The following is a 16,410-nucleotide window of genomic DNA, read 5'->3' on the forward strand; positions in this document are numbered from 1 at the left end:
TCAACGTTCAACGAGCCGTGGGTTCAAAGCGGCTGTGCATGGCGCCCCGGAAGTCCCGCCTTAGGGACCTCAAGCAGTTCTAAGATCAGTGATTCTTGACAGCAGGCGCATATGTCAGCCCGCCTGCACTCAGACTTCTACCAACTGCTTATGCTTTTTATAGCGCAGAGGTATTCGTCTCGATTGGAAATTACAACGGGTGTTCGCTTCGGATCCTGCGCGAAGTCCAATGGCGTTCGACATTCAAACTCTGTACCAAAACGTTTGTCAAAGTAGTAGAGGAGGGCACGTCGTATTTGAATTGTGACCTCGCCTTCGTGCATGTCATAGTCGAGTTCGATTGCCTTGCGCTCCCAAAGGTTGAGGCGGGGATTGGGGATAAGCCTCACCTGAAAGTAGCTATGCCATTCGGCGTCTTCTGTTTGACTGGCTTCCATAGCCTGCTTATCGCGGGTTCCACGGCATCGCGACAACAAGAAATCCTTAAATATGCCAGAGCTGTGGCAGAACGCGCGCACATGCCATCTCAACCCATCCGAAGCAAACGCGTGGGGAGTTATGCGTCGCCAAACCGGCTCTGGTGTCGCATTGTTAAATGACTGATAGTGTATTTCGATTGATTTTCTTTCCCTTATAGTAGTCAACATTGCGCGAAGTATTTCCGGGTCAACCTTTCGTGTGGGAATCGGAAGTGAGTCAGCGGTTGTGCTCATGGCGAGCCACGTGTCTTCTTTCCGGATTACCCCGCTCGATAGCGCGTCCAGTTGTCCAAGATACTTCTCGGCATCAGGCTTGATGAATTGGCAGCGGAACTCTTCTGTCGGCACATAGCGCTTGCTACTCAGATCATAGCGAATGTTTTGAGGAGCAACCAATTGATAGCGTGTAAGGTCATTGGAAGCTTGTTGCCCTGACACACCGAACTGGTCAGTGATGCGCGACCGATTGATCTCGCCGTCCCAATAGAGAACAAAGTCAATAAATTCAAGGCGTTGCTCGACGCCCCGGCGGGTTTTTGCAATGTGTTCAGGCATGTCGGATCACATGTATCAAGTTTCTTTGATGGTGCGTGTTTTTTTGGTGTATCATCTTAATTGTACCTCCCGGCAGCCGAACCGCGGGCTTTAATCCCGCGCGCTGACGGGTATATCAACACGCTGGCAAACTTGAAGACAGACGGGTGAAATATGGGCAACGAACACAGCATGAAATTCGCATTCCTTATTAATGGGAAAGACGCGTACACGACTGACCGTACGCCGGAGTCTTTGCGGCTGCTCTCGGACGCGGGCTACGAGCCGGCTGACGATTACGTGCTGATCCAGCGGACAGCTCACGGTTCGCGGGTGTTGAGCACTGACGACGAGATTGATCTTGAGACTCAGAGGACGGAGTTTTACGCCTTCCCGAGCGGCGTGACCTACGAGGTGATGGTGAATACCCACTCGGTGTGGTGGGGTGAACCCTCCATTGATCTCAGCGAGATTCGCCGGCTCGCCAATGTCGCAGAAGATGAAGATCTTTTTTGGATTCGGGACGAAGAGGGCAACGAGAAGCTGCCGCTCAATGGTGCGTTCCCCCTCGAAAGCGCGCGCGTTGAACATCTGCGAACCCACAAGCGGGAGGCACCACCGACTGTGTACATGTATTTTGTAGAGGGTGTCGAGTACACGACCGAACACGCAAGCCTGACTGGAGCGCAGATCACCGCGCGCGTGCCGGACTGGAATCCTGCGAACTCGCTCGTGCTCGAAAGCGAAGATTCTTCGCAGGACGAGTTGATCCATCCGACGACGGTGGTTGAGTTCAAGGGGCGTCCCACGCCTGCGCAGTTCGCAATCGTTCCTCCTGCTACCTTTGGCCGCGTATGAAATCTCTCGACGAGCAGTTCGCTGACGTGCTCCGCGCATATCTGGATGCATCACTGACGGCGATGGGAAATGGGGTGCATCAGGTGCTCATCCCTGTGATGCCTCTCCCGGCTGGCTGGAACCAGGCCACGACGGAAGTCCGATTCGTTGTTCCGAACGGCTACCCGTTTGCCGCCCCAGACTGCTTTTGGGCGGATCCGTCGTTGCGCCTGTCGAGCAACGCCATGCCACAAAACGCGCAGATCGGACAGGCGAACTCGGGCCAGCCGGATCCTGGCAAGCTGTGGTTCTCATGGCACCTCCAGACTCCGTGGAATCCGTCGAACTGCACTCTGATGACGTACGTGAATGTCATTCGTCGACGCTTCGAGGCGGTCCAATGAGCGAAATTGTCATTGGTGGTTCGATGCTCGCTGGCCTTGTCGACGCACTCGCTTCCGATGTTGAAAGGGGGGCGGCGCTCTATCTGAATCACGACCCTGTCAGCGACCGTTATCTCGTCGACGAGGTCGTAGTCGCCGAGACCGACGATTGTGCCGCTGCCAGCGCCACTGAAATCACGTTCGCTCCGCATTTTTTGACGCGAGTGACCCGGCATGCCCGCCAGACAAAGCGTTGCTTCGCGCTGCTGCATACGCATCCGAGTGGGTTTCTCGGCTTTTCGCCGGTGGACGACGCGACGGAAGCGATGCTCGTTGAGTTCTTGAGTGGCAGAAGTGACGGACGTCCCTGCTTCTCATTGGTTCTGTGCGATGGCCGCCTGATCGCTCGGCGCTTCGGTGAAGACAAGCGAGTCGCGGTACGCGAGGTCGGCTCAAGGGTCGTCTTTCACGACGCTGTTTTGGCCGGAGAAGGGGGGCAGCGTTACGACAGGCAAGTGCGTGCATTCGGCGAAGACGGGCAAGCTATTCTGCGGGCACTCAACGTCGCAATTGTTGGTTTGGGCGGTACGGGTTCGGTTACTGCACAGCAATTGGCATATCTCGGGATTCGTCAGTTCCTGCTTGTGGATGGCGACACCGTAGAAAACACCAACTTGAACCGAGTTGTTGGTGCTGGCGTGGCGTCTGTCGGCCGTCAAAAGATCGATGTCGCGGCGGACATGATCCACCGCATAAACGAAGACGTAATCGTGCGCTCCCACGCTGGCTCCGTCATGACCGCCGAAGCCGCGAGATTGTTGCGTACTGTGGACTGCATCTTCATTTGCACGGATTCCCATTCGAGTCGCGCGTTCCTTTCCGCACTTGCGTACCAATACATGATTCCGTCATTCGACATTGGCGTTTCCATCAACGCGCACGAAGGCAAAGTGCAGGCAGTGACGGGACGCACGCAGATGCTGGCCCCGGGACTTCCTTGCTTGTGGTGCAGCAATGCATTGAGCGCCACACGGATTCGCGAAGAGCTCATGACACCCGAGGAGCGTGCTGCGGATCCTTACTTCAACGAAGGCGGAGCAAAGCAACCCGCCGTGATTTCCATTAACAGCACGATGGCATCGCTGGCCGTCACGATGCTGCTTGGGGCATTTACCGCAGTGCCGGTCGGCGCTCGGTGGCAGTCTTATGACGCCCTCAAAGGCGCGGTCAGGCTCCTTTCTACTAACAGTGCGCCCGACTGCGGAACTTGCGGGCCGGAAGGCCCGACCGGCAAAGGACCGGCGCGCGATTTACCCTTCGCCCCGGCGGAGCGTGCATGAAGCTTGTAAATACAATACTCTGGTACGGAGCCCGCCCGTTGGCCGGGGAGCTGGATCGTCTCGAGCTGAGGGGATTCAAGATACTCTTCAATCTTGCCACGACCGAGGTGCATGACGCATTGCTGTCCACGACCCTCGTTGCCGTTCTGAGCTACAAAGACGGATACAGTACGGCAGCAGAAGCTGGCTTTTCGCATCTTGCTGCATTCGTCGACCACAATATCCGGGTAATCATCCTTGGCACGACTGCTGAGCAAGCTCTTGATATCCGGAAGACTCGCCTGAATACGCTCGACGAGACGTACGCGTGGGACAAAGTCGTGTACATTCGGCCTGACTTAAAGGATGTGAATTTCGACCTCATCGTTAACTGTCAGCCGGGACGCAGGTGGCACGATATCGAGATTGAGCAGATCGGCCCTTTCGAGAAGCTTGGGGACGAAGAGCTACGGCTTGTCGCTCGTGCGTTTCAGCGCGCAGACGAACTGCACCTCAGGGAGCTTTCTGGCGGACGTTCTGGTTCCAAGGTGTTCATGGCGTACGAGAGGCGTCGCGAAGAGCACGCTTCGTTTGGGCACTGGACGCAGCCCCGGCTTGTGAAGGTTGGCGACCGCAAAAAGTTGGGCGACGAGGTCGGCGCGATGAAAGAGGTCTCGCCATATGTACCCTTCGAACTCCGGCCCAATCTCGAGGTGTTCGTTGAAGGGCTGAAAACGTCCGTGTATGTCGCGGACTTCGTCGACAAGTCTGAGTCGCTTCTCAAGGCAGCACGAGAGGGGCGTGGCGAAGCGGCGATTTCGAATTTGTTCAACCGCACCTTGCAGCGTTGGCGAGACCGAGCGAAAGAGCTTCCGAAGCACTTCGGCTCACCCGCTGAAGATGCAGTGCGGCTTGGCGTCGCATCGCCGGATTGGATTGACGGAGCGTATCTGACTTCCGAGCGAATTCGACGGCAAAATTTCGATGTCCAAAAGTTATGGGCTTCGCTATGCGAGTACAAATTCGGCTATCGCGCAGCAACTATTCACGGAGACCTTCACGGAGACAACGTTCGCGTACGAGGCGACGACGCCATTCTTATTGACCTAGGCGCGGTAAGAGGAACAACAGAAAACGGGGATGGCGCGCCGTTGTGCATTGACGTGGCGACGCTTGAAGTCTCGCTTGTCTTCGACCAGCCGAACAACGGCAATTCCAGTGGTGACCCCTTCGAGCAACCGGGGTGGGAGCGGCAAATCGCTCCTTTCTACGACCTTGACGCGATTCTGACTGCGCCCGGTATCGATGCGGCACCGACACCCGACTCGTGGTTGTTCGGATGCTTGCAGCGAATTCGTTCGTTTGGCACTTACGAACAAAGCGATGATCTCGAATATCCCATCGCGCTCGTCATTGCTCTGTGGCGATATTGCAAGTTCGAGCCGAAGACTGCTGCTGACAAAGGGAGGCGCGTTGTTGCGCTTGAGCTTGGCGCAAAACTTATTGCGCAGATCAGGGAGAGAGTAGATGAAGGCAACTCGAATTCGCGATAGAGGGAAAGTTGCACGCAGGCATGAAGCCGACAGCCTACTTGAACGCCCAGGAGACTTCGTCCTCGTCGAACGTGGAGTGTTACGCTCGTTTGTGATGGTGTGCCCGGATGGCTGTGGCGAGAAGCTGGCCATCAACCTTGATCCGCGCACCGACAAGGCATGGCGTTACTACAAGAAGCGCAACCAAATATCGATTTTCCCGTCAGTTTGGCGTGATACCGGATGCCAGAGCCACTTTATCATCTGGAATCACACTATCGTCTGGTGCGAGAGCGCAGAAGGGGATCGAGACGTGGTGGTTGAGGAGGAAGCCGAATTGCGCCGGCGTGTGCTCGAGATATGCACCGCGCAGTGGCAGGCTTTCATTGCACTCGCAGAACGGCTCGACGAAGTCCCTTGGGATGTCAATCGGGCATGCGTGTACCTCGCGCGTAATGTTGGTGTTTTGAAGGAAGGAAAGGGAGACCTGAGGGGGCATTTCAAGCTCTTGTCCGACCAAAGCTGAACGGTGGTGCGACCGAATCCATGAGCACCCATGGTCGGCGCTCCCGTGCAAACTTGACATCTTAATGTGTTCTACGGGAGCGCGCGGAACTGATGGAAGGAGAATCAGTCCGCGCGATCAGCGGCGGACAATATCGGACCCACAGTGGCCGCTTGAAGCGCAGGGCACGACACGGCAGTCGTCTCCGTTCCTAATCCGACAGCGACCGGCACCAGTCGACACCAATTGTCGTCACCCGCCGTCACGCCCAGCGGCTTTGCGCAGCGGTGGGCAGAGTCTGTTAATCCGCCTTGACCAGCTCCCTCCTCCGCGTCATTTGCTCAGCCCGGACATCATAGAAAGCATCTCGAACAACGGGATCTTTCAGCGATAGTCCCAGTTTCCGCAGTTCGGTATGGACAAGCCCGCGCGTGACACGCAGATGGCTTGCATACAGGTCTCTGACTGTAGCCACTGTCAGAGCGCCACGCTCGCCGGCCCGCTGTTCACCTTGCTCATTCACCCAATTCCTGTGCAACTGCGATATCTGTCGGCACGGCTCTGGGAACCAGTAGATGAGATAGCGATGGGCATAGCCAATGCGAGCGGCTACCTCTCGCATTGGCAGCTCGGAGTACCCCTGATTAATGATGGCGTGCAGCGCCTTGCTGATCTCATCTTTTTCCGGGCGTTTCAGATGTGCTCGCCGTGTCTTTCGGGGCTTTGACGTAATGCTGTGAGGACTGAAGGTTTCAATCGCGCCGTTCGTTAGAAATGCCACCGGCGTGGTACCAAGGCTTCGTGTAAACCGGTAAAACGCGGGGAATGACGGCTTGTGGCGTCCCAGCTTCCAGTTACTGAATGTGCCTTCGGAAAAGCCAAGAACTTTTTCGAATGGCTTGATTTCCCCATCGCAAAATCTGTCCGCCGTCTCCTTCAGCCGCTCCCAGAAATGTTCGGCGTTCAGCAGATACTGCGCCGATTGATCGAGCATGACCATCTCGGTGATGGCGTCGATTGCTTGTTGTGCATCGTTTGGCATGAGCTGTTCCCTAGGTTCAGTCGGCTGACCGTCAGGTTGTGCGAGCGGCCCGTAGCAATATGAGCAGTGATCCAGATAGTAGTGGCGCGGTATGAATGGCTGAGTCTTTAGGCAGGCCGGACAGTTCTGTTCAAGGGGAACGTGATGTACCGGACAGTGTTGCACGATGACCGATTGCCAGATAAGGGGGTAATACGGTTCGACGTCCGTCTTCCGCCATTCCGCAAAGCAGACCGGACACCAGTGTGGATGCGAATGCAATATGCGACGTGACCTGTACTGGAAAAGATCGTCCCACCTCATAAAGGTACATTCGTCGAGCCCTGACTGCATGGTGAGCGACTCGAGGCTTTCCTTGATTTCGCGTGCATACTTTCCTAACCCATTCATCGTGCTCAGGTAGGTTGTTACGAATTTTGCGCTATGCTTGGTGTAGTTGATTTCGCAATCGCGCAAGACTTCCTCCTTGACGAGTACATGTGGCTTGACGTTATGCGCCCGGGCGAGACGGATGACAAGGCTATGGAGGGCCTCGACCATCGGAGTGCCCCGCGCCTGAGGGGAGATCGAGTACAAACGGCTTCGCTTGGGTGAAAGCCATTCATTCTCGTTCCATAGCGGCAAAAGGGTATTTTTCATAGGTCGGCTCCCACTTTGTCTCTGCTGGGGCCCCGCACCCCAGGCTTTTGACGAGCGCGAGGCTGTTTGTTTTCTGATGGAGATGGCTGACCAGCAGGAAGGGTCAGTGAGGGACGTTGCGTAAAGGAGAAATTTCGCGCGAACTCGTCGTCGGAAATGTCAGCCATCTGTTCTTCGCCGCTTTTCGCCTCCTCGAGAATTAATCGAAGATCTTTCTGCTTGAACCTATTTTTCTCGATTAGGCCTGCGTTGACAGGCTGCTTCAGATCTAGTGCATCGACGAGGGTACGTTCGAGCCAATTCTTCAGGATACCGACACATCCGACGGAGTACATCAGGAAGTAGTCGGTGTGTTTCAGAAGATCCAGATCCCATTCCACCGGCATGGCGTTCAATAACGAAAAGACAACATTTCGGAAGGAGGCTCCGTATGGATTGTCCTTCACCAAATCCGTTTCCGAATATCGCTCGAAGTGTAGGATTCTCGTACGTCGTGCAAGCTGTCCATGAAAATTGTCCGTATTAAGGAGATCGTACGATGATCCGATAACAATAGGGATCTTTATGTCGTTGGAGAGTGATTTCACGAGATCGAGCTGCAACGAGTGGCGCAGGCTGGAGCGCGAGTAGAACAAGTTCCGGCCCTCATCGAGGACAATCACTTTTGTATTCCGGTTGCGCACGCAGTTCAGCAACGAGCGACGCAGTTCTTCAGCAACGCCGCGTGGGGGATAGCTCATCGTTCTTCGCGAACTGTCGGGATGCAATGCATGAACAGTTTTGCGGTCGACCAGTGGCTCCTCCATGGCATGGAGCAGTCTGATAAAGATATCCTTCCAGTTAGCGTCTCCGGCGATGGGCGTGGGAAGTTCGAGATACACGGCGGGCACCATGGCGGGATCTCTTTCCAATGCTGCCGCGTATGCTGCATTGACCGCTGAAACGAAATGACGCAGGAGCGCAGATTTGCCCACTCCGGTGGACCCAATAACCGCGACAACCGAGTCGCTGCAACCTGCCGTGCAGATCTTGTTCAGGGTGCTGAACATATCTTCAACCCGAAGATGGCGAACCCGCTTGCGATTGAATTCGTCAATCATCCTGGATTCAGGTGTGTCGGGGGAGTAATTCTTCATCACAGGTCCCCCAGAAGCTGAGGAGCATACGTATCGAATTCCGTGTCGCTCGCGTCCAGACCTTCTTCCCATGTGGATGCGCCAGCGCTTTCTGGTTCAATGACATTGTTTCGCTCCGCAAGGTCGTCAGCCAGCTCGCGCTGGCGTAGGCGTTGCAGTCCGAGCACTTCGTCCGCTTCGGTCGTGGTGAGGAAGTTCGCGAGTCGCTTCGCGTTGACTGGGTAGTGGTGCCCGGCCATACGGTGTTTCGCCCGCAGATACTCGGACGCGATCTGCATTTCCCTTTCCGAATGGTCTTTGAATACCAGATAGCATTCCGATTGGCATTCGTGCCAACGATGGTTGATGTAGGCGTATGCGATTCCCATGTTGTATGGGTCATACCGAACTGGGACGACCTGCCCGAGGGCCGAATGAAGGCGCAGGGCGACACATGAGTAATACACGTAGTTAATCTTGACTCCGTGTGTAGTCACCCTAGCCGTTCCCTTGTTGGTCGATGGCAAGCTCAGCAAAATGAATGCTTTCGAGTAAGGGATCCTTGCATGAGAGCGTGTGCCAGATAGTGCTAGACCGTGCGCGAAAATTTCGTCTGGACTGCAACCCAGAGTCGAGTGATGGTTCCGCTGGTAGACCTGATCGAAATATTGGCCAAGGCGGCTGATCAATTCATGGAGCGTCCACACGGAAAGCGCAACTGGATCTACAGACTTCGTTTTCTTGCGATACTCGCGATCGGCCTGGGTGTTGCCGCGAAGGTTATAGATGAAATCGTTTTGGCTGACGTTGAAAATGATTTCAATAACGCTGCCATCGCGTGGTTGAGATGTACGGCGATCAAGCTTATGACATCGGAGAGCGGCAAGAAGCTGATCGAAATAGATCGACTGGAAATCTTTTCCTTTATCAACAACGATGAATTGGGGAACACGGCCGTGCCGTTTTACACAGTCACGGATAAGCATCATGTTCGATCGGTACGAGGGCGAGTCGAACGTCACATAGAACGCAAGCACCTTACGGGAATACGCATCGAGAAGGAGTGTTAGCCACGCGCTCTGGCGGATGGTCTTTCCGTCCATCGACCTCAGACGCATTGGAAGGGGCGTGTGGTCGATGTGGCCGATGTGGAACGGGTGTGTGCCATGTCTTGGCGTTGCGTAGGTTAGATGCCCGTCGGGAATAGTCGGGATCGGCGCCATCTCGTACGCTACTCGCCCACCGAACCGCTTCATCACTGAAGATCGGGTTGTCAGTCTTTGAATCTCGCGGACGAAGGTGTTGCGGCTGGGCGCCCGCAAGCCTTTCTCTTCGCACAAGACAATCACCTTGCCGAACAATGCGGAATTGGTTTTTTGCCTGGGGTCGACCCAACCAGTATGGAAGACGTTGGCGATAATACCGAGAACATCGGTGTGAATCTTTCTCTCGTGGTTTCCCTGTGTGTGTTGCCAGTTTGGAACCAGACCGAGGAACCCGTATCCTGTCGTACGTTCAGCGTTGCGATAGCTTGCGAGCCAATATTGGCGTGCACGTCGTGAGTACTGCCGGGCAGATGCAGAGATGTTCGGTGAGAACAAGATGCTGTAACGTGCGTACGCGACCTTGAGCTGAGCATCACTTGCCTGCTGTAGTATGTTAAGTGCATTTTTTTGAGCATCGTCATCTTGTGTTCGTTCAATCGGAACGATCTGGCCTTTCCTTGCAAGCGCGTCAAATACGCCGTGCTGCAGCACGATGACGCTGTTGTCATTAATGACGTCCGGATCGACGCAACGACAGGCGATCTCTGTGTCCCCGCGATTGATGACTTCCCAACGTTTGCCGTCCCAGCCGAAGCCAGTTCCCGGCATTAGTGACAGAATGACGTGGTCACGCGGGTTGTTCGTCTGCGATGCGGCGAACACTCGGTATGCCGAAGCGCACGACGCATCGCGAAATACCAGTGCATGCTCGCGATCGGTGATGCGTTGGGCCGTGAGATCGAAATTGATCCGGCCCTCGACAACATCGGCGTTGAGGGTATCTGCGATGTCTGGGTTGTCGCTTAATATGTCGGATACGGTGGCCCACCGCCGTGCGGCTAGGTAATCGCGCAGCCTAGCTTGCTGTACAGGGTCACTTTGGGCAGGCTTGAGGATGTAGTCGCGCAGGTACTCGAGGTTCTCGATCAGAACAAGATTGTTTTCGCTCGCGGGGCGAATTCGGAAAGACGCGCCGTAGTCGCTATTGACATGCTCCTCAGCCGGTGGATAGCGCCAGTCACCTCTATCGTCGATCGAGTAGGCGTGAGGGCGCTTTTGGACCAACCCCGACAGTTCTTTGCCGGTCTTGCATTCGACGAACTCAAACCCGCTCCGGGTGATCCGGAAAAAATCGGGCGTGTAGGTCCAGCTGGACCGCCGGCCATTTGGCAATTGAGCCGTCAATTGGAGGAACGCAGGCTGGCCATAGAATTCTAGTGTTTCGTCGTCGAAGTCCCACGTGACGGCTGCGGAGTACTCCGTGATCTTTGCTTCGCATTCGATCACGAACCCCATCTTGTGACTGGCATAGCGAACACGGTGGCTTCGGCGGCCGCCGTCAACGGCGCGAACAGGCGCGTTCGTTCGGATCCACTGGATTTTTCGTCGATGGGCTTCCTGTGTGCCGAGTCGCTCGAACAGCTCGTGAAGTTCGATATCGGTCAGCATGCGGGCCTCCCGAAGGCGGTGACAAATGCGGAAGGGTCACCGCTCAGCGCGATGCGGGTCTGCCCCTTACTGGCGGTTTCGGTGCGACGGATTTGACTAAACCAGCTCATTTGCGTTTCTCCGGCGTAGCTGTCCCCTGGTACCTGTTAAAGGAGCCATTGGGGACAGCAAGATAAAAGAAGTCCGCTGCAGGACGGAAATCCGGCAGGAAACGGACGAACGAAGAGATTCCTGTTGACAGACAGGAAAAAACGCGGGATAAATGAGCTGTCCCGACCTAGGGCAACGCATTTTTCCCAAAACGGCCCGCGCTCTGCCAGGAGCGTGGGCCGTTTGCATTTCGGCAACCCTCAGCCGTCCCGTATCGGGGCTGCCTCTCGAAATGGGGCCAGATTAACTTGCTATCGCGATAGACGCCTCCATTCAGGAGTGTTTGGTGCCCGCTACATTATTCGCGGGAGCGAAGGTATCAAATCTAGCGGATATTTATGGCCGAGCGCAACACGTCAACCTTTTTTGGATTTGAACTTGTCGAAGGGCTCGGAACCATTGATGGTAAAGGGTTTGGTCGATTATTGAGCGTTTTTTAATTTAAATCAGTGAGGGGCCTGATTCAAACTATAGTGATGGAGTTGAAATCACCCCGGTTGATAATTTTAATTGTCTTGTGAGGTGAGAGTGCTGAACTTCGCTTTTTTGCGCTTGTGAAAGAGGACCGCAGCGAATACGTTCCGCAAGTATGCAGGGAGGTGAATGGTCAAACGGGTGAACTGAGCGACGAAGCGATTCGGAGCCTTTTCTGGCGCTGACTTGTGTCTGAGCTGATCGCTGACGCACTCTTGCCCGATCACGGGCGCAAGATGAGCGCCTATCTAAAAACAGCGTATGGTAATAAACGCAACTATTGGAGGTGGTATGGCATCCGCAACTGTGGGGATGAAAGGACGGGTTACGATTCCTCGGCAAGTCCGCAGCCAACTCGGACTTGCCGCTGGCGACCGAATCGACTTCGTCCGGAACGATGAAACCGGGCGCTATGAGCTCATTCCTGCCAATCGGCGCATCAAAGCGCTCAAGGGCATCGTCGCGGCGCCAGCTAGGCCGATTTCCGTCGAGGATATGAATTTGATGAACGGCAGGCGCGGGTCGGCGTCACGATGACCAGGCTCCGCGTGTGCGTGGCGGGCCCACTTCGCACGTACAGGCGAACCTCTGCGCTTTATGTGGCGCGCACCGAGAATACTGACGTGAAACGATAGCTCGGCCGGCGCAAGATCGACGTCGGAACGCCGTCCAAAACGAGCCAACTCATGCCGCGCGACGTCTTGTAAGGCCATTCATCTTCATTGCAATAGATGGCTTTAGTCTGCGGCTTTTATTTCTGGGGGCGGTTCGGCATACTTCTCTGATAGTGTCGGCCCACTTGGCATGCTAGGTCGAGATGTCGATCGCGACGGCATGTGAGGTATCGGGTTTCCGTGTCACTGTCTTCGGCAGTCGTGCCCTCCGCGATGTTGCGAATGGACGCCAATCGCGGGTTGTAGGGTGATAGTCCGCCCGTTGTAACTACTGTTGATGCAGCGGTCAGGGCCCTAAAAGACAAAATAGTAGGTCTTGTCAAATCAGATCATGACAATCTTTCTTTCTTCAGCTGCGCTTTGCATATCACTCCTGTCCCTTTACTTTACCTTCAGAAAGGACGCTCATCGCGTTCGCTTAGAGATAACGCCGGTGGAGTTCAACTGCATTGCGTTGGGAATCAATAACGATAGCTCCTACGACATGGAGGTTCTTTCAGTAGGATACTTTGACTCGACCGGCGTGGTAACCTGGATTGATCGCGTGGGGGACTATCAGACGCGGGCGTGGATCGACTACCCGGTTCCGGTAAAAGGCCGATCAATGTGCGTGTTGAGCTTGGTTGTCGGTCGTGACGTTCCGAGTGAAAACTGGTCTTATGGCTACTGCGTGCAACTGGCGACCGGCCGCATTTATGTCTTGCGAGGCTCTGCTCCTTGGCGCATTGCCGCGAAAATGCACGTCGCTTCTCTTTTTTCTCGTCTCAGCGCCGGGCGTTATGTGATACCGGGGATAGGCCGCATCCGTCTTCCATCTCGACGTTGACGCTATCAGGGAGCGCGTCGCCACACGTCGTACGCAAACTGAGAGGTGGCCTTGCGGATAGACCGACATCTTTGATCAATGTAACGGGCTCCAGTTGGTGAATTTTTCGTCGGCAACTGTTCGATCGTTATCATCCGCTCTGCGACGATCTACAGCATCGGCGTAGAAGCTTCGAAATTCTCATCTGTTTGCAATCGAGAAAAATCGCAGCCAACGTGCATTCCGTTCTCACCTTGGACGGAGACGCAAATGTGGGCACGAAGATCGTGCGGCAACGGAACTTGATGAATCTGACCGAGAGTGACCGTCACTACACGGACAACCGAAAATTGGTCAACGATTAGCGGTACGCCGTTGTCAACTGTCTGAGTGATCTCCGAGGTCGATACAGGGGTTTGCGACCTGATTACTTGGCTTTTGCCAATGTCGCCGTGCACGAAGGCCCGGACGGTCGCCTTGCCTTGCGCAATCTTTTCGACCGTCAAATCGATCACCGGCTTGACAACACCTTCTGCGCATCGACCGGCGTTGCATTCTCGAATCGTGAAAAGGCCAGGTGTGACGATACTCGCTTGTCCGGCCGGGACCAGATCGTTGTACGCAGTACTCAGGCGCTTGGTGGCCGGATCGTTTGATGGGGCCGAGAAAAGCCCTCCGACGTAAGCGGACGGCGGTGGCGAAGATGCACATCCGGATAGAGCTGCAAATGTGACGAATGCCAATAGGCCGGGTTTTCCAACTTGCATGCGATTTCCCCGAGTGGAATAACGGGTTATCGGCAATTTGCAGCGCAGTCTTTAGCAGGCTGTACCGATCTCTGTCGGCAGCGTGTTGCGACGTTGGCGCAGTGGCTTCAGGCTCGGCTGAGTACGATCTGAACCGCATTCTGGCGCCGCCCACTTTCCTTCGCGGAGGGAAGCTGCAGCCGGTGTCGTTCTGCCGCGTTATTGATAGAGCACCGTTTTAGCGCTCGGCCCTAAAGATCATACGAAAGTGGCCGTAAGAATGTTAATCACTGCGGGAAACGCGCCGTGCGACGGCGGAGCCATCAAGGTGTCCCTCGTCCAAGCCGCCTGCTTCACTAGCCCAACATTCTTTTGAGCTGCTCCGTTTGGAGCGCTCGAACCCCACCCATTAAGGACCATGTCGAGACGAAAATACCTGGCAGAAGCCGGACTGCATCTCTATTCGACTGGTGCCACCGTGACGGCGCCATCCCACTTACATCAATTAGCGAAAACGTCAAAGACAGACCCGAACCTTCAAGCTTTGCTCGAAGGCTGCAACCTGTATGCGATTGTCAGGCGCCAGAGGATCACCTGCGATCCTATGACGCTGCGGATCAGTGACGGTCACATATACGGAGATTTCAGGGTGCACAACGGTTTCGACTATGAGAGAACTCCGTTCGCGAGCAAAAAAAGATTCCCGGAGGGGACCGCCGTCTTGGCTCGCGACGGTGGAACAATGGTACACATCGGTGGGCAATGGGGGCAGTTTGATATGCCGATATATCGCTGGATTGGCGAATGCAGCCATTCGCTTGCGAAAGAGCTGGACCTTGACGTGCTGTATATCGGACAAAGTTGGGGAGGAAAGGGGGAGCGCCATGCGATACATCGGCTGGTTGCGCATACGACGCTGCAACGGATACTAGCGGATACGCTTGCGTACTGTCCTGACCAGGAAATTCTTACGCTGCTGTTTAAGTGTGAATATCAAAGAAATATCATCAGTACTGCTGGGGATTTCTCGTTGACACCAGAAGCAACAGATGAAGAAGAGTCGGCCCATTTTTCATCTGTGCAAAATGCTATGACGAGTCGAAGGAACCGAATTAGTCTAGCCGAAGCGGCTCTGATCTCGCATTTCAAGCCGCTATATAACTTCACGTTTAGGGATTGGAAGCCGTCAAAGAAACAGAAAATACTCCAGGAATTAATCGAACTTGACTTCAGCGCTTTGACCGTCGAGCTCAACACCGCACAGATTAACGCGAAGCTATTCTCGGATAGGTGTCCAAAGCGCGACGTGGAGGCACAGCTGCGTGCAGCCGGTTTCGATCCTGGTCGTGTATCCAAGGAAGAAGCTCGGGAGTTTCTGAGCAACATGTCTCACGCTATCTATGCAAACGTTCCTCTCCATTCTAAGGAGGAGCGAGAGACGTTTCTTCATAGCATGCCGTGGAACGTCTGAGTGCGAGGGAGGGACGAGCCACGCCTTCGGTTCTGCAAGGACCGTCCAAAGCGAAGCGTTCAGAAAGCTCCGAATGCCTTCTGCTTTTTTCATCTCGCATGTGAAGGATCGGTGCCCCCCCAATGCGCGAGCGGCGTGCCGTGTCGCTGGAAGTGCTGTTGCCTTATTCAAAGCCTGATCGGTAGCTCATGGGGGCGACCGCGTACGCGCGCGAGGGACACCTTGGGCGCTTGGCTACGAAAGGATTGAGGCATTCCTGGCAGCCCGCGAAGCCTTATAGGAGAGACGCGACCGGCTCGGCGTGCGACATCGCGCTCGCTACGCGAAAGCCATTCGTCAGGCAGACAATGGACGGCTCAGAATTTATAAATGCGCGCGGCAGCTTCGCACGCCTGCGATCTTAAGCGGCGCACGCTGTGCCATCGCCTTGCGAGCCTCCAGTGCCTGACAGGCAGTCGGCAAGGGCAGAGACGTTTATCTTTGCCTCATCGGCACAATGCCGCTTTCGGAGCCTAGACGCCGAGAAGATATTTTCGACTGGGTCGCGGCGCACGTTGATCAGGCCTCCGTGCAAGTCAACATGAAAACCTGCGCTTGCACCTCTCGCTATGGCTTGATGCGCCAGTCCGGCAGTTCGGGAAACGTCTTTCGTTTTGAGATCTTTGCTGCGGCACGCAAGCGCTCCTTCATTTGTGGCGTGATAGCAGGCATGCCACGTGATCGTCCTCGGCGGACCACAACCGTCGGCAATGATTTGTCGCTAGTGCCGGAATCCTTTCCTGTTGGGGTCTTGCTCATACAGGTTCCCTCTTGCCAATACCCACCAGCGTGCAAATGTGCTCGAACTGACGGCCAATATGACGCGACCTACCGTTGCCTTTTCCGTCGCCGCGGGTTAGCTACGCGGCGCGCCTGTCGTCGAGGTGGTTCAGGAAGTACGAGCTTCACAACAGGCCTGCCCGCGCGGCAGACAACGAAGCTGCGTTTGGCA

Annotated in this window: 14 protein-coding genes; 8 read left to right on the plus strand and 6 right to left on the minus strand. The window is 55.2% G+C overall.

Annotated features, from left to right (window positions below):
- Nucleotides 1-137: 137 nt before the first annotated feature.
- Nucleotides 138-1,034, minus strand: coding sequence for a WYL domain-containing protein (locus tag GXB81_RS13965; protein ID WP_205989437.1), 897 nt, complete (start codon nucleotides 1,032-1,034; stop codon nucleotides 138-140).
- Nucleotides 1,035-1,205: 171 nt separating this feature from the next.
- On the opposite strand from GXB81_RS13965, the gene GXB81_RS13970 reads away from it, so the two are divergent.
- The 5 genes from GXB81_RS13970 to GXB81_RS13990 are packed head-to-tail and all read left to right on the plus strand — an operon-like array spanning nucleotide 1,206 to nucleotide 5,610.
- The gene (locus tag GXB81_RS13970; protein ID WP_205989438.1) at nucleotides 1,206-1,871 is read left to right on the plus strand and encodes a hypothetical protein; all 666 of its coding nucleotides are present in this window, start codon (nucleotides 1,206-1,208) and stop codon (nucleotides 1,869-1,871) included.
- Nucleotides 1,868-2,254 (plus strand): E2/UBC family protein, encoded by a 387-nt coding sequence (locus GXB81_RS13975; RefSeq protein WP_205989439.1) that lies wholly within the window; start codon nucleotides 1,868-1,870, stop codon nucleotides 2,252-2,254. Before GXB81_RS13970 ends, GXB81_RS13975 begins: the two co-directional genes overlap by 4 nt.
- A complete protein-coding gene (locus tag GXB81_RS13980; RefSeq protein ID WP_205989440.1) occupies nucleotides 2,251-3,573 on the plus strand; it encodes a ThiF family adenylyltransferase in 1,323 nt (440 codons plus the stop codon). The genes GXB81_RS13975 and GXB81_RS13980 overlap by 4 nt, the downstream gene beginning before the upstream one ends.
- On the plus strand, nucleotides 3,570-5,105 hold the full coding sequence (locus GXB81_RS13985; RefSeq protein WP_205989441.1) for a hypothetical protein: 1,536 nt from the start codon (nucleotides 3,570-3,572) through the stop codon (nucleotides 5,103-5,105). The genes GXB81_RS13980 and GXB81_RS13985 overlap by 4 nt, the downstream gene beginning before the upstream one ends.
- Entirely contained in the window at nucleotides 5,080-5,610 is a 531-nt protein-coding gene (locus GXB81_RS13990; RefSeq protein WP_205989442.1) for a DUF6527 family protein, read from the plus strand. The genes GXB81_RS13985 and GXB81_RS13990 overlap by 26 nt, the downstream gene beginning before the upstream one ends.
- A 280-nt stretch (nucleotides 5,611-5,890) precedes the next feature.
- Here GXB81_RS13990 and GXB81_RS13995 read toward each other — a convergent pair whose 3' ends face one another.
- Genes GXB81_RS13995 through GXB81_RS14005 form a run of 3 tightly spaced genes read right to left on the minus strand, consistent with a single transcriptional unit; the run spans nucleotide 5,891 to nucleotide 11,099 of the window.
- A complete protein-coding gene (locus GXB81_RS13995) occupies nucleotides 5,891-7,270 on the minus strand; it encodes a TniQ family protein (protein WP_205989443.1) in 1,380 nt (459 codons plus the stop codon).
- Nucleotides 7,267-8,406, minus strand: coding sequence for a TniB family NTP-binding protein (locus tag GXB81_RS14000; protein WP_205989444.1), 1,140 nt, complete (start codon nucleotides 8,404-8,406; stop codon nucleotides 7,267-7,269). Before GXB81_RS14000 ends, GXB81_RS13995 begins: the two co-directional genes overlap by 4 nt.
- Nucleotides 8,406-11,099 carry a Mu transposase C-terminal domain-containing protein gene (locus GXB81_RS14005; protein WP_205989445.1) on the minus strand — a complete coding sequence of 898 codons (2,694 nt, stop codon included), beginning with the start codon at nucleotides 11,097-11,099 and terminating at the stop codon, nucleotides 8,406-8,408. The genes GXB81_RS14000 and GXB81_RS14005 overlap by 1 nt, the downstream gene beginning before the upstream one ends.
- Nucleotides 11,100-12,014: 915 nt before the next feature.
- Between GXB81_RS14005 and GXB81_RS14010 the strand changes: the two genes are divergently transcribed.
- Nucleotides 12,015-12,260: an AbrB/MazE/SpoVT family DNA-binding domain-containing protein gene (locus GXB81_RS14010; protein ID WP_205989446.1), complete on the plus strand. Its 246-nt coding sequence runs from the start codon at nucleotides 12,015-12,017 to the stop codon at nucleotides 12,258-12,260.
- Nucleotides 12,261-12,728: 468 nt separating this feature from the next.
- Nucleotides 12,729-13,223, plus strand: coding sequence for a hypothetical protein (locus tag GXB81_RS14015; protein ID WP_205989447.1), 495 nt, complete (start codon nucleotides 12,729-12,731; stop codon nucleotides 13,221-13,223).
- Between the two features lie 149 nt (nucleotides 13,224-13,372).
- On the opposite strand, the gene GXB81_RS14020 is transcribed toward GXB81_RS14015, so the two are convergent.
- On the minus strand, nucleotides 13,373-13,969 hold the full coding sequence (locus GXB81_RS14020) for a hypothetical protein (RefSeq protein WP_205989448.1): 597 nt from the start codon (nucleotides 13,967-13,969) through the stop codon (nucleotides 13,373-13,375).
- Nucleotides 13,970-14,366: 397 nt separating this feature from the next.
- Here GXB81_RS14020 and GXB81_RS14025 point away from each other — a divergent pair, with 397 nt between their 5' ends.
- Nucleotides 14,367-15,419 carry a hypothetical protein gene (locus tag GXB81_RS14025; RefSeq protein ID WP_205989449.1) on the plus strand — a complete coding sequence of 351 codons (1,053 nt, stop codon included), beginning with the start codon at nucleotides 14,367-14,369 and terminating at the stop codon, nucleotides 15,417-15,419.
- Nucleotides 15,420-16,025: 606 nt separating this feature from the next.
- Here GXB81_RS14025 and GXB81_RS14030 read toward each other — a convergent pair.
- Nucleotides 16,026-16,217, minus strand: coding sequence for a hypothetical protein (locus tag GXB81_RS14030; protein WP_205989450.1), 192 nt, complete (start codon nucleotides 16,215-16,217; stop codon nucleotides 16,026-16,028).
- Between the last annotated feature and the right edge of the window lie 193 nt (nucleotides 16,218-16,410).

It is taken from the genome of Paraburkholderia sp. Ac-20336 (assembly GCF_017105025.1).
GTDB lineage: Bacteria > Pseudomonadota > Gammaproteobacteria > Burkholderiales > Burkholderiaceae > Paraburkholderia.

What these genes read in the sequence shown, in the direction of transcription:
- GXB81_RS13965 (WP_205989437.1), bottom strand. Translation starts at nt 1,034, where the DNA reads ATGCCTGAACACATTGCAAAAACCCGCCGGGGCGTCGAGCAACGCCTT.
- GXB81_RS13970 (WP_205989438.1), top strand. Translation starts at nt 1,206, where the DNA reads ATGAAATTCGCATTCCTTATTAATGGGAAAGACGCGTACACGACTGAC.
- GXB81_RS13975 (WP_205989439.1), top strand. Translation starts at nt 1,868, where the DNA reads ATGAAATCTCTCGACGAGCAGTTCGCTGACGTGCTCCGCGCATATCTG.
- GXB81_RS13980 (WP_205989440.1), top strand. Translation starts at nt 2,251, where the DNA reads ATGAGCGAAATTGTCATTGGTGGTTCGATGCTCGCTGGCCTTGTCGAC.
- GXB81_RS13985 (WP_205989441.1), top strand. Translation starts at nt 3,570, where the DNA reads ATGAAGCTTGTAAATACAATACTCTGGTACGGAGCCCGCCCGTTGGCC.
- GXB81_RS13990 (WP_205989442.1), top strand. Translation starts at nt 5,080, where the DNA reads ATGAAGGCAACTCGAATTCGCGATAGAGGGAAAGTTGCACGCAGGCAT.
- GXB81_RS13995 (WP_205989443.1), bottom strand. Translation starts at nt 7,270, where the DNA reads ATGAAAAATACCCTTTTGCCGCTATGGAACGAGAATGAATGGCTTTCA.
- GXB81_RS14000 (WP_205989444.1), bottom strand. Translation starts at nt 8,406, where the DNA reads ATGAAGAATTACTCCCCCGACACACCTGAATCCAGGATGATTGACGAA.
- GXB81_RS14005 (WP_205989445.1), bottom strand. Translation starts at nt 11,099, where the DNA reads ATGCTGACCGATATCGAACTTCACGAGCTGTTCGAGCGACTCGGCACA.
- GXB81_RS14010 (WP_205989446.1), top strand. Translation starts at nt 12,015, where the DNA reads ATGGCATCCGCAACTGTGGGGATGAAAGGACGGGTTACGATTCCTCGG.
- GXB81_RS14015 (WP_205989447.1), top strand. Translation starts at nt 12,729, where the DNA reads ATGACAATCTTTCTTTCTTCAGCTGCGCTTTGCATATCACTCCTGTCC.
- GXB81_RS14020 (WP_205989448.1), bottom strand. Translation starts at nt 13,969, where the DNA reads ATGCAAGTTGGAAAACCCGGCCTATTGGCATTCGTCACATTTGCAGCT.
- GXB81_RS14025 (WP_205989449.1), top strand. Translation starts at nt 14,367, where the DNA reads ATGTCGAGACGAAAATACCTGGCAGAAGCCGGACTGCATCTCTATTCG.
- GXB81_RS14030 (WP_205989450.1), bottom strand. Translation starts at nt 16,217, where the DNA reads ATGAGCAAGACCCCAACAGGAAAGGATTCCGGCACTAGCGACAAATCA.